The sequence below is a fragment of the Streptomyces sp. NPDC097640 genome (assembly GCF_040302705.1).
GTDB lineage: Bacteria > Actinomycetota > Actinomycetes > Streptomycetales > Streptomycetaceae > Streptomyces.
Window position 1 is genome coordinate 25,118 of record NZ_JBEOSB010000015.1, and the last position, 13,310, is coordinate 38,427.

Genomic DNA, 13,310 nt, shown 5'->3' on the forward strand with positions numbered 1-13,310 from the left:
GACCGGCGGGTCGCCCGGCGCGTCAGCGCTCCGGGTATCGGCGTGGCGTCCAGACGATCTTGGTGCCGTCGCCGCGCCGGGCCGTGCGGGTCTGGGAGGAGCCGACCAGCAGGATGGTGCGCATGTCGACCTGGGCGGGGTCGAGGTCGGCGAGGCGCACGATCCGTACCCGCTCCTCCGGGCCGCCCACGTCCCGGGCGACCACGACGGGCGTGTCGGGCGCCCGGTGTTCGAGCAGCAGCTCGCGTGCCTTGCCGACCTGCCAGATCCGGCTGCGCGAGCCGGGGTTGTACAGGGCGAGCACCAGGTCGGCGGCCGCGGCGGCGCGCAGCCGCTCGGCGATCACCTCCCAGGGCTTGAGCCGGTCGGACAGCGAGACCACCGCGTAGTCGTGGCCGAGCGGGGCGCCCGCGCGGGCGGCCGCCGCGTGGGCGGCGGTCATGCCGGGGACCACCCGGACCGGCACCTCGCGGTACGGGTCCCCGGCCGCCGCCTCCAGCACGGCCGTGGCCATGGCGAAGACGCCCGGGTCTCCCGAGGAGACCACGGCGACCCGCCGCCCGCGCCGGGCCAGGTCGAGCGCGAACTCGGCCCGCTCGGCCTCCACCTTGTTGTCCGAGGCGTGCCGCCGCTGCCCCGGACGCCGCGGCACCCGGTCCAGATAGGTGGTGTAGCCGACCAGGTCCTCGGCGGCGGCCAGTTCGCCGCGCGCCTCGGGGGTCAGCCACAGCGGGCCGGCCGGGCCGAGACCCACGACCACGACCTCGCCCGGGCGGGCCGGGGCCTGGGCCCCGATCCTGCTCGGCAGCAGTGCCACCGAGAAGTAGGGCACCGACTCGGGGTCCACCTCGGCCAGCGGCGCGGTGCGCTCCGCGTCCATCGTGGCCCGTTCCACGTACTGGGCCTCCGCCAGCCGTCCCGAGCGCTCCAGCGCCCGCCGCACCGCCGGGAAGGTCCGGCCGAGCTTCATCACCGCGGCCGCGTCGGTGGTGGCCAGACGCGCGGTCAACTCGTCCTCCGGGAGGGTGCCGGGCAGGATCGTCAGCACCTCCTCGCCCTCCACCAGCGGCGCCCCGAGTTGGGCGGCGGCCGCGCTCACGGAGGTGACGCCGGGGACGACTTCGGTGGGGTAGCGGTCGGCCAGGCGCTTGTGCATGTGCATATACGAGCCGTAGAAGAGCGGATCGCCCTCGGCGAGCACCGCGACCGTGCGCCCCGCGTCCAGGTGTGCGGCCAGCCGGGCCGCGGCGTCCGCGTAGAACTCCTCCATCGCGCCGCGGTAGCCGCCGGGGTGGTCGGTGGTCTCGGTGGTGACCGGATAGACCAGGCGCTCCTCGATGTGGTCGGGGCGCAGATGGCGCTCGGCGATGGAGCGCGCGATGCTGCGGCCGTGCCGGGCGCTGTGGTACGCGACGACATCGGCCTCGGCGATGACCTCCACGGCCCGCACCGTCATCAGCGAGGGGTCGCCGGGGCCGAGACCCACGCCGTACAACCGGCCAGTCTGCTGCTCGCTCACTCTTCCTCGCTCGCAATCGCGTTGACCGCGGCCGCGGCCATGGCGCTGCCGCCGCGCCGGCCGCGCACCACCAGGTGGTCGAGCGCCGCCGGGTGCCCGGCCAGCGCCTCCTTGGACTCGGCCGCGCCGATGAAGCCGACCGGCACGCCGATGACGGCGGCCGGGCGGGGCGCGCCCGCTTGAACCATCTCCAGCAGGCGGAACAGCGCGGTGGGCGCGTTGCCGATGGCCACGACCGCGCCCTCCAGCCGGTCGCGCCACAGCTCCAGCGCGGCGGCGCTGCGCGTGGTGCCCATGTGCCGGGCCAGTTCGGGCACCGCGGGGTCGGACAGGGTGCACAGCACCTCGTTGTCCGCGGGCAGCCGCTTGCGGGTCACGCCGCTGGCCACCATGTGCGCGTCGCAGAGCACGGGCGCCCCGGCGCGCAGCGCGGCGCGGGCGCGGGCGACCACCTGGGGGGTGTACGCGAGGTCCTGGACGAGGTCGACCATGCCGCAGGCGTGGATCATCCGTACCGCGACCTGGCTGACGTCGGAGGGGAGGCCGCCCAGGTCGGCCTCGGCGCGGATGGTGGCAAAGGAGGCGCGGTATATGGCCGCGCCGTCCTTCTCGTAGTCGAACACTGTGCCCTCGATCATGTCGTTCCACGGGCCGACGCCACGGCGCCGGCCAATTGGTCTGCTGTCACGTCCACGCCGCGCGCGGACCCTCCGGGGTCTCGTACGGCGACCCGGTAGCCGTCGCCCGTCGCCAGCACGTCGACCCATCGGCCGCCGGGGTGGCCGCAGCGCCGCTCGCAGCCGGAGAAGTACACGGGCGGACGGCCCGGTGGTGGGCCCTGGTCCGGCGGCGGGTCCGGGCGGCCGTCGCCGGACGCCGCGCCCGCCACCGCGCGCGCCGCGTCGGCGCGCACATCGGCCAGGGACTTGGCGCAGCCGGGCCGCCCGGTGCACGCGGCGATCCCGAGCCACGGGGAGTGCGGCGTGGCCACCAGCCCGGCGTCGGCGAGCTCCCGCAGCGCGGCCCGTGCCTCGTCCGGGGAGAAGCCGGGCAGCACCACGCCGCGCCAGGGTGTCACACGCAACTCCCCCGAGCCGCCCCGGGAGGCGAGCCCGGCCAGCAGCCGCCATTGCGTGGCGGTGAGCCGCCCCAGCGGGACGGCGACGGACACCGCGCACCGCCCGTCAGGCCCGACGACGAGCCCGACGGCAGGCGTGGGATCGGCGGCGGGTGTGCCCGCTGTGGTGGTCGGGGACTCGGGGCCGAGGGGTGTGGCCCGGATCCCCGCTGCGGCGAGTCGCCCGGCCAACCGGTCGGCCGTCACGGCGTGTCGCGCCGGCAGCTCGCGGACGCGCCAGGCCCGTGTGTCGCTCGCGCGCACCGCGTCGAGAAACGCCACGGCTGCCAGCGCGGCCGCGCGCGGCGCGTCCTGGGCGCGCACCAGGAGTTCGGCGCCCGAGGGGCCGTCACCGATCCCGGGGGGACCCGGCGGCCGCGCCCGGCTCGGCGTGTCGTCGTCCGCTGCCCGCCCGGCCCGGCGCGCCGCGACGCCCGGCGCGCCGGAGCGGTCCGTCGCGTCAGCGCGGTCAGTCGCGTCAGGGGAGTCCGGTGCGTCGGGGGAGTCGGCGGTGTCGGCGGTGTTCGGCGCGGTGGAATCCGCGCGCGCGAGTCCGTGACCCCCGGCGGAGCCGAGCCGCAGCACCGCCTCGCCGTCCGGAGCTGCGATCAATGTCACATCCGCGCCCAGCGCCGCCACATCGCCGCGCCCGTCGTCGAGCGCGAACAGGAACCGGCCCGACAGCCCCGCCAGTTCGGCGAATCCGGACCCCGCGGGCACCTCGTCGCACAGCAGCGCGTCCAGCGCCCTCGCCCACGCCGGGGCATCCGCGTGCCCGGCCCCGTCCAGCCCGGACAGCGGGGACGCCACGATGTTGCGCACCCGGTCGTGGCGGTCCGACGGGAGCAGCCCGGCCGCCCGCAGCCGGGCCGCGAGGCCGGCCCCGCACCCCGCGTCGAGTCCGCGCAGCTGGAGATTGCCCCGGGAGGTGAGGTCCAGCCGGCCGTCTCCCAACTCCTCCGCCGCGCCTGCCAGCACCAGCGCCTGACGTGCCGTCAGCAGCCCGCCCGGCACCCGCACCCGGGCCAGCGCGCCGTCGTCCGCCGGGTGCAGCCGCAGCGCGCCGGGACACGCGTCGTCGCGCCCGCGCACGGGGGTTTCATCCCCTGGTGGGGCGGTTGTCGGGGGGAGGGGCATGGCGGCGAGCATACCGACGATCCGCTTCGCCTCACCGCCCCGTGGCAGGTCAAGAAGCCCTACTATGCTCACCGGCGGGTCGGTCCCGACCCGCCACTGCACAAGACGGCACAAGGGTAGGAAGCCGGTGGAAATCCGGCGCGGTCCCGCCACTGTGAGCGCGGCAGCCGGTACGCGGCGGCCGGGCGAGCCAGGAACTCCCGCCGTCTTCGAACCCGCCCGGGGCGCGGACCCCGAGGAAGGCCTGCCGTCGCATGATCCTGCTGCTGTCGACGTCCGACACCGACCTGCTCAGCGCCCGCTCGGCACCGACCCCGGTGCCCTACCGGCTCGCCAACCCCGCCCGGCTCCCGCTGGATGACCTCCCCGCGCTCCTCGACGGCGTCGAACTCGTCGTCGTACGGCTGCTCGGCGGGGTGCGCGCCTGGCAGGAGGGGCTCGACACGCTGCTCGCCGGGGACCGCCCGGTCGTCGTCCTGACCGGAGAACAGGCCCCGGACGCCCAGCTCATGGAGGCCTCCACGGTCCCCGTCGGGATCGCCGCCGAGGCCCACGCCTACCTCGCGCACGGCGGGCCCGGGAACCTCGGCCAACTGGCCCGCTTCCTGTCCGACACCGTCCTGCTGACCGGCCACGGCTTCGAGCCGCCCGCCCCCGCGCCCTCCTGGGGCGCGCTGGAGCGCACCGCGCGCGAGGGTGTCACCGGCCCGCGGGTCGCGGTGCTCTACTACCGCGCCCACCACATGAGCGGCAACACCGCCTTCGTCGAGGAGCTCTGCCGGGCGGTCGAGGACGCCGGGGCCCGCCCGCTCCCGCTGTACGTCGCCTCCCTGCGCGCGCCCGAGCCCGAGCTGCTGGAGGCCCTCGCCGGGGCCGACGCGGTGGTCACCACCGTGCTGGCCGCGGGCGGCACCCGGCCCGCCGAGGCGTCGGCCGGCGGCGACGACGAGGCGTGGGACGCGGGGGCGCTGGCCGCGCTGGACGTCCCGGTGCTCCAGGCGCTGTGCCTGACCGGCTCGCGCGCCGCCTGGGAGGAGAGCGACGAGGGTCTCTCGCCCCTGGACGCGGCCACCCAGGTCGCCGTCCCGGAGTTCGACGGACGGCTGATCACCGTGCCGTTCTCCTTCAAGGAGACCGACCGGGACGGCCTGCCCGTCTACGTCGCCGACCCCGAGCGCGCCGCGCGTGTCGCCGGGATCGCGGTACGACACGCCCGGCTGCGCCACATACCCGCGGGCGACAAGCGCCTCGCGCTCGTCCTCTCCGCCTACCCCACCAAGCACTCCCGCATCGGCAACGCGGTCGGCCTGGACACCCCCGCCAGCGCCGTCGCCCTGCTGCGCCGACTGCGCGCGGAGGGCTTCGACCTCGGCCCCGAGGACGGGCCCGACGCGCTGCCCGGCCTCGTCTCCGGCGACGGCGACGAGCTGATCCGCGCCCTGATCGAGGTGGGCGGCCACGACCAGGACTGGCTCACCGAGGAGCAGTTGGCCCGCAACCCGGTCCGGATCCCCGCCGCCGACTACCGCCGCTGGTACGCCCGGCTGCCGCAGGAGCTGCGCGAGGCGGTGGAGGAGCACTGGGGGCCGCCGCCGGGCGAGATGTTCGTCGACACCAGCCGCGACCCGGAGGGCGACATCGTGCTGGCCGCGCTGCGCCGCGGCAACCTCCTCGTCGTCATCCAGCCGCCGCGCGGCTTCGGCGAGAACCCGATCGCCATCTACCACGACCCCGATCTGCCGCCCTCCCACCACTACCTGGCCGCCTACCGCTGGATCGCCACCCCCCGGGCCGACGGCGGCTTCGGCGCCGACGCCATGGTGCACCTGGGCAAGCACGGCAACCTGGAGTGGCTGCCCGGCAAGAACGCGGGCCTCTCCGCCGCCTGCGGCCCCGACGTCGCACTGGGCGATCTGCCGCTGATCTACCCGTTCCTGGTCAACGACCCCGGCGAGGGCACCCAGGCCAAGCGCCGCGCCCACGCCACCCTCGTCGACCACCTCGTGCCGCCCATGGCCCGCGCCGACTCCTACGGAGACATCGCGCGCCTGGAGCAGCTGCTGGACGAGTACGCCGCCATCTCCGCGATGGACCCGGCCAAACTCCCCGCCATCCGGGCCCAGATCTGGACCCTCATCCAGGCCGCCCGGCTCGACCACGACCTCGGCCTGGAGCAGCGGCCGGAGGACGACGGCTTCGACGACTTCCTGCTGCACGTGGACGGCTGGCTGTGCGAGGTCAAGGACGCCCAGATCCGCGACGGACTGCATGTCCTGGGCACCGCCCCCTCCGGCCCCGAGCGGGTCAACCTCGTCCTGGCCATTCTGCGCGCCCGGCAGATCTGGGGCGGCACCACGGCGCTGCCCGGGCTTCGCGAGGCACTGGGCCTCGACGAGTCGGGCGCCGGCCGCACCGACACCGACGAGGCGGAGGACAGGGCCCGCGCCCTCGTCCAGGCCATGGAGGACGCCGACTGGGCCCCGGAGGCCACCGAGAAGGCGTGCCTGGGCCTGCCCGACGCACAGCGGGACGCGGTCGCCGCGATCCTCGACTTCGCCGCCCGCGAGGTCGTGCCGCGGCTGGCCGCCACCACCGACGAGATCGACCACTCGGTGCACGCGCTGAACGGCGGCTTCGTGCCCGCGGGCCCCTCCGGCTCACCGCTGCGCGGCCTGGTCAACGTCCTGCCGACGGGCCGTAACTTCTACTCCGTCGACCCCAAGGCCGTGCCCAGCCGGCTGGCCTGGGAGACCGGCCAGGCGCTCGCCGACTCGCTGCTGGAGCGCTACCGCCGCGACAACGACGGCGCGTGGCCGCGCTCCGTCGGCCTGTCGCTGTGGGGCACCAGCGCGATGCGCACCTCGGGCGACGACGTGGCCGAGGCGCTCGCGCTGCTGGGCGTCCGCCCGGTGTGGGACGACGCCTCACGACGAGTAACGGGACTCGAACCCGCGACACTCGAGCAGCTGGGCCGCCCCAGGATCGATGTCACTCTACGCATCAGCGGCTTCTTCCGTGACGCCTTCCCGCACGTCGTGGCGCTGCTCGACGACGCCGTACGCCTCGCCGCCTCCCTCGACGAGCCCGAGGACGACAACTACATCCGCGCCCACGCCAAGGCCGACCTCGCCGAACACGGCGACGAACGCCGCGCCACCACCCGTATCTTCGGCTCCCGCCCCGGCACCTACGGCGCGGGCCTGCTCCAGCTCATCGACAGCCGCGACTGGCGCACCGACGCCGACCTCGCCGAGGTGTACACGGTCTGGGGCGGCTACGCCTACGGTCGGGGGCTGGAGGGCCGCCCCGCCCGAGCGGAGATGGAGAGCGCCTACCGCCGGATCGCGGTCGCGGCCAAGAACACCGACACCCGCGAACACGACATCGCCGACTCGGACGACTACTTCCAGTACCACGGCGGCATGGTCGCCACGGTGCGCGCGCTCAAGGGCACCGCCCCGGCCGCGTACATCGGCGACTCCACCCGCCCCGAGACGGTCCGCACCCGCACTCTGCACGAGGAGACCTCCCGGGTCTTCCGCGCCCGCGTGGTCAACCCGCGCTGGATCGAGGCGATGCGCCGCCACGGCTACAAGGGCGCCTTCGAACTCGCCGCGACCGTCGACTACCTCTTCGGCTACGACGCCACCACCGGCGTGGTCGCCGACTGGATGTACGACAAGCTCGCCCAGAGCTACCTCCTGGACCCCGAGAACCGCTCCTTCCTCCAGGAGGCCAACCCGTGGGCGCTGCACGGGATGGCCGAGCGCCTGCTGGAAGCGGAGAGCCGCGGCCTGTGGGAGCAGCCCGACCCCGAGATCCTGGCGGCGGTGCGGGAGCTGTATCTGGAGACCGAGGGCGGCCTGGAGGGCGGGGAGGACGAGGCCGAGTGACCGACGGGGGGAACGGGACGGCGCCGCTGGAGTCGGTGGCCTGGGTCTGTGTACGCGACGGGCGGCTGCTTGCGGTGCGCACCCGCGGCCGCGACGCGTTCTACCTGCCCGGCGGCAAGCTCGAACCGGGGGAGGACGGGCCGCGGGCGCTGGCCCGGGAGCTCGCCGAGGAACTCGGCCTGACCGCCGTGCCCGCGACCCAAGCCGGGCCGGCCATGCCGGCCACGTCAGCCATGCCAGCCATGTCGCGGGTCTTCGTCATCGAGGACGAGGCGCACGGCCAGGGTGGCCGGCGGCTGCGGATGACCTGCTACACGGGCGAGGCGCAGGGCGAGCCGACCCCGGGCCGTGAGATCGCGGAGCTGGCCTGGCTGACGGCACAGGAGGCGGACCGCTGTGCCCCCGCGCTGCGTCAGGTGCTGCGCCGGTTGGTGGCGGAGGGCCGCGTCCGCCACCGGTGACGCGGCCCGCGCGTCAGGGGTGCTTGAGGGACACCGGGGAGGTGGCGGGACGGGAGGCGGAGCGGACCCGCTCGGGCCAGGCCGGGCAGTTCACCAGCTCGGCCCACTCCCGGTCGTAGCGCCCCGGCACCGCCCGCCCCGCGGAGGCCCAGCGCTCGACCAGTGCGGCGTAGATGGGCACACAGGTGCTCTGGTGGAGCGTTTCGCCGCCCGCGGTGCTCCGGTCCAGCGCTCTGCTCGGCTGTGAGAGAGAACGGCGTCGCATCGTCGTCGTCATGTCAGGCCAACGCGCCGCGCCCGGCGCGGTCACCCGCTTTCCGCGGAGCTCACCCGGACCGGGGCGGTCTCGCACATCTCATCGAGCGACTCGAACTCGAAAACCGGGGAAATCGATTCGGAGATATGCGCGTCGAACTGGTCCGCGATCGCGTATCACCAGGCACGGGCACGATTGAGACGAATAAAGGTGACGATCTACTGATCGCGCAGGCCGCAGGTATGCTCGGCTGCGACCTGAATACGGGGGCACGGTCAGGGCCTTGTGAGACCACCATGAACCGGGGGTTCGCGTATGAGGTTTCAGGTTCTGGGCAACTTCGAAGTCCTGGCCGACGCCCGTGTCCTGACGCCGACCGCTCCCAAGCTCCGCCGGGCCCTGGCCCTGCTGATACTGCGGCACAACGAGGTCGTGCCCACCAAGGCCCTCATCGACGAACTCTGGGGAAGCAGCCCCCCGGACAAAGCCCTGCGCGCCGTGCACACCTATATCTATGAACTCCGCCGCGGCCTGGCCCGCCCCGATGACGGCGGACAGCCATTTCTCCAGACCCGGCCGAGCGGCTATGTCATCCGTGTCCCGGAAAGCGCGATCGACCTCACTTCGTTTCGCGTCCTGGTAGAAGAGGGCAGGGAGGCGCGCGCCGCGGGGGACCCGGGACAGGCCAGGGTTCTGCTGAACCGGGCCCTGGGGCTGTGGCAGGGCAGCGCCCTGGCCAATGTGGACCGCGGCCCACTGCTCGAAGCGCACGCCACCGAGCTGGAGGAGAGCCGGCTGCGCGCCCTGGAGATGCGCATCGACGCCGATTTCCGGCTCGGCCGGCACCATGAACTCACCGGTGAACTCAAGGTGCTCGCCGCCTCCGGACCCCTCCACGAAGGCCTCCACGCCAAACTGATGCTCGCGCTCTACCGTTCTGGGCGGCGCGGCGAGGCGCTCAAGGTTTTCCACGACCTGCGCCGCCAGCTGATCGACGAACTGGGCCTGGAGCCGGGCCCCGAGATCCAGCGGCTCCAGCGCTCCATGCTCGTGGGGGACCCGTCGCTCGACCCGCCGCCCGCCCCGCTGCCGCCGCCCCGCCGCGCGCATCCCCCGCCCGCCCAGCTGCCCCGGGACACCGTCGACTTCACCGGACGGCAGGCCGAACTGGACGAGGCGGGCCACCTGCTGGCGGCCCACGGCGACGGCACCGGGCTGCCCGTGGTGTCCCTGGTCGGTATGGCGGGCGTCGGCAAGACGGCCACCGCCATCCACCTCGCCCACGCGGTCCGCTCCCGCTACCCCGACGGACAGCTGTACGTCCCGCTGGGCGGATCGCAGCCCGTCCCGGCCACCGCGGCGGAGGGGATGGAGCACATCCTGCGGGCGATCGGCGTGGCGCCGCGCGACATCCCGGCCACGCCGGCCGGGCGGACCGCGCTGTTCCGCACCTGGAGCTCCGACCGCCGGGTGCTGCTGGTGCTGGACGACGCCGACTCGCCCCAGCAGGTCGAACCGCTGCTCCCGGGCGGCACCGGCTGCGCCGTGCTGATCACCAGCCGCTCCCTGCTGTACGGACTGCGCGGGGCGCGGACGGTGGCGCTGGGCTGTCTGTCCACCGCGGAGGGCGAGCGGCTGCTCACCCGGCTGATCGGGCGCGAGCGCACGGACGCCGAGCCCCAGGCCGTCGCCGAGGTGGTGCGGGTCGTGGACGGGCTGCCGCTGGCCATCACCTTCCTCGGCGAGCGGCTGACGGCGATGCGGTCGGTCAGCGTCGCCCACGTGCTGGCGAAGATACGATCCGCCAAGGGGCAGCACCGGCTCTCCGAGTTCTCGGCGCTTGGCCTCGACCTCTACGACCGGCTGGACAGCTGCTTCCGCAAGCTCGACGGGGACGCCCAGGCGGCCTTTCTGCGGCTGGCCGTGATCCCGCGCCCGCTGTTCACCGCCGGGGAGGGCGCGCGGGCGCTGGGCACCGACACCACCACGGCCGATGTGGTGCTGATGCGGCTGGTCGACGCCTCGCTGGTGGAGGTCGCGGGAGAGCGGGCGGCGGGCCGGCGGCAGTACCGCTTCCGGGAACTGGTCCGCGCCTACGCGCTGGAGCGCATGGTGGCCGGTCGCGCGGTGCCCGCGGTGCGCCACTTCATGGGCTTCTGACACCGAGGACACAACGCCCGGGCTCAGCGGCCCGCCCCACCCGGTCGGCCGCCCGGTCGGCCGCCCGGCCGGTCGAGGGTGACCGGCGGCATGAAGTCGCGGATCAGCGTGCGGTGCCACCACGCCCCCGTGGCCCGCAACTCGCTCCAGGTCGTGAAGCGGTAGAGAAACAGACGCGCGCGGATGTGCGTGGGCGGCGCGTCGGGGAAGGGGCACACCCGCAGCAGCCTGAGCGTCTTCCGGTCGCCCTCCAGCAACTTGGTGACCAGCGGACCGAACCAGGACCGGGCGTAGCCGGGTGAGATCCCGGCGAACCACATCATCCAGTCGAGCCGCAGATGGTACGGGGCGAACTGGCGCGGCATCCGGCGCACATCGCCCGGCTTGCCCCGGAACTCGTACTCCCTCCACACCGCGTCCGGCGTGGGCACCGGCGCGTCGGTGCCCTCGATCACCACCTCGAACCGGGCACGGTTGACGCTGCCGAAGGCCCCGTAGGTGTTGACCAGGTGGAGCGGATTGAAGGAGTAGTTCATCAGCTGCCGGCCCGACACCAGGTTGCGGGCGGGCCAGTAGCTGAGCACCACCACCAGCGCGGTGGCGGCCAGCACCAGGGCCTCGAACCACACCGGGGGAGCGGCGAGCGGCGGCGGCTCGGGCAGCCCCAGCGCCCGGGCGGCGCGCCGCCCGTCGACCGCGGCGAGGGCCAGCAGGATGGTCAGCCAGTTGAGCCAGGAGAAGTTGCCGGACGCCACCAGCCACAGCTGGGTGACCACGATCACGCCCCCGGCCACGCTCGCCACCGGCTGCGGCGTGAACAGCGCGAGCGGCACAAGGAGCTGGGCGACGTGGTTGGCCGCCACCTCGATCCGGTGCACGGGCTTCGGCAGCCGGTGGAAGAACCAGCTCAGCGGGCCGGGCATGGGCTGTGTCTCGTGGTGAAAGTACAGACAGGTCAGCTGCCGCCAGCAGCGGTCGCCCCGGATCTTGATCAGCCCGGCGCCGAACTCGACCCGGAACACCAGCCAGCGCAGCAGCCACAGCACCAGGACGGGCGGCGCGGTGTCGGCGTTGCCGAGGAAGACGGCCAGGAAGCCGGTCTCCAGCAGCAGCGACTCCCAGCCGAAGCCGTACCACACCTGCCCGACATTGACGATCGACAGATACAGCAGCCACAGCACCAGCCACATCAGCATCGCGGCCCACAGCGGCACCCGGTCCGCGGCCCCCGCCACCACCGCGGCGGCCAGCGCCGCTCCCAGCCAGGCACAGCCGGTGAAGAAGCGGTCCGAGAAGTGGAGATGGAAGAGGCTGGGGGAGCGCCCGAACGGCATGCGCGCGACGAACCACGGCACCGGCGTCAGCCCCCGCTCGCCGATCAGGGCCCGCCCCTGGTTCGCCGCGACCAGGAAGGCGACCACATAGACGGCCGCCAGCCCCCGTTGGAAGACCAGCCGGCTCAGCCAGTAGTCGGATGAGGTGAACCACTCCATGCGGAACCGCTCCCTGGGCTCGTCAGTGCCTGGGCGTCCGGCTATCCGTACCACCTGGGCCCGAGGGGCGCGGCCCGGCGGGCCCCGGGGCGGGCGGAGTTCATCCGGTCGGCGCGCGCCCGTCGCCGGTCCGCGCTTAACCGGTTCAGGGCCGCCGTGGCGGGGCGGTGCTGCCGCGCGGGGTGAGGGCCGGGGTGGGCGACTGATGGGTGCCGGGCGCCGCGTCGTCGAGCACATCGAACAGCCGGCGGGCGACCTCGGCCCCGAAGCCGAAGACGTCGTGGCTCATCGCCGACAGCGTGGGGCGGGTGAGCTGGCACAGCTGGGAGTCGTCCCAGGCCAGCAGGGAGACGTCCGTGGGCACCGAGAGACCCATCTCGGCGGTCACCGACAGCCCGGCCACCGCCATGATGTCGTTGTCGTAGATCACCGCGGTCGGCCGGTCGGCCGAGGCAAGCAGCGCCCGCGTGGCGCGCGCCCCCTCCTCCCCCGAGAAGTCGGTGACGACCGTGCGCCCGTCGGCCAGGCCCAACTCCCGCACCGCGGCCTCGAAGGCGGCGGTGCGGATCACGCTGTGCCCGAGCGAGGCCGGGCCGCTCACCCGGGCGATCCGCCGGTGGCCCAGCGCCGCCAGATAGCGCACCGCCTCGCCGACGGCGCTGCCGTCGTCCGTCCATACGCAGGTGAACCCGCCGGCCAGGGAGGGGTGTCCGGCGGCGACAGCGGGCAGCCCGAGCTGTTGCAGCGCGGGGACGCGCGGATCCCCGTCGTGGAGGTCCACCAGGATCGACCCGCCGATCTGGCGCCCCCGCCACCACGCCTCCTGGACCTCGATCTCCTCCCGGACGTCCCGCACCAGCCGCAGCAGCAGCGAGCAGTGCCGCTCGACGAGCACGCTCTCGATGCCCGAGACGAACTCCATGAACCACGGCTCGAGGCCCAGCATCCGGGCCGGCCGGGCGATGGCCAGGCCCACGGTGTCCACTCGCGCGTTGGACAGCGACCGGGCGGAGAGATGGGGCGCCCAGCCCAGCTCCCGGGCGGCCTCGAAGATCCGGGCCCGGGTGGCCTGGGAGACCCCGGGGCGGTCGTTGAAGGCCAGCGACACCGCGCCCTTGGAGACCCCGGCCCGCGCGGCCACGTCCTTGATGGTGACGCGCCGCGGTGGGCCCGCCGTGACCTCGCTGTCCATGCACCGACTCCCGCTGCTCGGCTGCCGCTCGCGACGAACGCCACACCTTACCGCGTCGGTAAACCGGTCAAGGTGGATTTTC

The 13,310-nt window shown here is 74.3% G+C and carries 9 protein-coding genes and 1 riboswitch; of the genes, 3 read left to right on the forward strand and 6 right to left on the reverse strand.

Going from position 1 to position 13,310, the window contains the following annotated elements:
• Positions 1–22: 22 nt before the first annotated feature.
• Genes ABTY62_RS23800 through ABTY62_RS23810 form a run of 3 tightly spaced genes read right to left on the reverse strand, consistent with a single transcriptional unit; the run spans position 23 to position 3,785 of the window.
• On the reverse strand, positions 23–1,519 hold the full coding sequence (locus ABTY62_RS23800; protein WP_352131450.1) for a precorrin-2 C(20)-methyltransferase: 1,497 nt from the start codon (positions 1,517–1,519) through the stop codon (positions 23–25).
• The gene (locus tag ABTY62_RS23805) at positions 1,516–2,157 is read right to left on the reverse strand and encodes a precorrin-8X methylmutase (RefSeq protein ID WP_352131451.1); all 642 of its coding nucleotides are present in this window, start codon (positions 2,155–2,157) and stop codon (positions 1,516–1,518) included. The genes ABTY62_RS23800 and ABTY62_RS23805 overlap by 4 nt, the downstream gene beginning before the upstream one ends.
• Positions 2,154–3,785 carry a ferredoxin-like domain-containing protein gene (locus ABTY62_RS23810; protein WP_352131599.1) on the reverse strand — a complete coding sequence of 544 codons (1,632 nt, stop codon included), beginning with the start codon at positions 3,783–3,785 and terminating at the stop codon, positions 2,154–2,156. The genes ABTY62_RS23805 and ABTY62_RS23810 overlap by 4 nt, the downstream gene beginning before the upstream one ends.
• Positions 3,786–3,891: 106 nt before the next feature.
• Positions 3,892–3,972: riboswitch (cobalamin riboswitch) on the forward strand.
• 55 nt (positions 3,973–4,027) lie between these two features.
• Between ABTY62_RS23810 and cobN the strand changes: the two genes are divergently transcribed.
• Both cobN and ABTY62_RS23820 read left to right on the forward strand, forming a co-directional pair.
• On the forward strand, positions 4,028–7,666 hold the full coding sequence (cobN, locus tag ABTY62_RS23815; RefSeq protein WP_352131452.1) for a cobaltochelatase subunit CobN: 3,639 nt from the start codon (positions 4,028–4,030) through the stop codon (positions 7,664–7,666).
• A complete protein-coding gene (locus ABTY62_RS23820; RefSeq protein WP_352131453.1) occupies positions 7,663–8,127 on the forward strand; it encodes an NUDIX hydrolase in 465 nt (154 codons plus the stop codon). Before cobN ends, ABTY62_RS23820 begins: the two co-directional genes overlap by 4 nt.
• A gap of 13 nt (positions 8,128–8,140) precedes the next feature.
• Here the strand turns inward: ABTY62_RS23820 and ABTY62_RS23825 are convergent, their stop codons facing one another.
• On the reverse strand, positions 8,141–8,392 hold the full coding sequence (locus ABTY62_RS23825) for a hypothetical protein (RefSeq protein WP_311729040.1): 252 nt from the start codon (positions 8,390–8,392) through the stop codon (positions 8,141–8,143).
• A gap of 306 nt (positions 8,393–8,698) precedes the next feature.
• Between ABTY62_RS23825 and ABTY62_RS23830 the strand changes: the two genes are divergently transcribed.
• On the forward strand, positions 8,699–10,543 hold the full coding sequence (locus tag ABTY62_RS23830; RefSeq protein WP_352131454.1) for an AfsR/SARP family transcriptional regulator: 1,845 nt from the start codon (positions 8,699–8,701) through the stop codon (positions 10,541–10,543).
• A gap of 23 nt (positions 10,544–10,566) precedes the next feature.
• On the opposite strand, the gene ABTY62_RS23835 is transcribed toward ABTY62_RS23830, so the two are convergent.
• Positions 10,567–12,036: a lipase maturation factor family protein gene (locus tag ABTY62_RS23835; RefSeq protein ID WP_352131455.1), complete on the reverse strand. Its 1,470-nt coding sequence runs from the start codon at positions 12,034–12,036 to the stop codon at positions 10,567–10,569.
• A 145-nt stretch (positions 12,037–12,181) separates the two neighbouring features.
• The gene (locus tag ABTY62_RS23840; protein ID WP_352131456.1) at positions 12,182–13,228 is read right to left on the reverse strand and encodes a LacI family DNA-binding transcriptional regulator; all 1,047 of its coding nucleotides are present in this window, start codon (positions 13,226–13,228) and stop codon (positions 12,182–12,184) included.
• Between the last annotated feature and the right edge of the window lie 82 nt (positions 13,229–13,310).

Coding starts and splice junctions, on each gene's coding strand:
- ABTY62_RS23805 (WP_352131451.1), bottom strand. CDS start 2,157: ATGATCGAGGGCACAGTGTTCGACTACGAGAAGGACGGCGCGGCCATA.
- cobN (WP_352131452.1), top strand. CDS start 4,028: ATGATCCTGCTGCTGTCGACGTCCGACACCGACCTGCTCAGCGCCCGC.
- ABTY62_RS23825 (WP_311729040.1), bottom strand. CDS start 8,392: ATGCGACGCCGTTCTCTCTCACAGCCGAGCAGAGCGCTGGACCGGAGC.
- ABTY62_RS23830 (WP_352131454.1), top strand. CDS start 8,699: ATGAGGTTTCAGGTTCTGGGCAACTTCGAAGTCCTGGCCGACGCCCGT.
- ABTY62_RS23835 (WP_352131455.1), bottom strand. CDS start 12,036: ATGGAGTGGTTCACCTCATCCGACTACTGGCTGAGCCGGCTGGTCTTC.
- ABTY62_RS23810 (WP_352131599.1), bottom strand. CDS start 3,785: ATGCTCGCCGCCATGCCCCTCCCCCCGACAACCGCCCCACCAGGGGAT.
- ABTY62_RS23840 (WP_352131456.1), bottom strand. CDS start 13,228: ATGGACAGCGAGGTCACGGCGGGCCCACCGCGGCGCGTCACCATCAAG.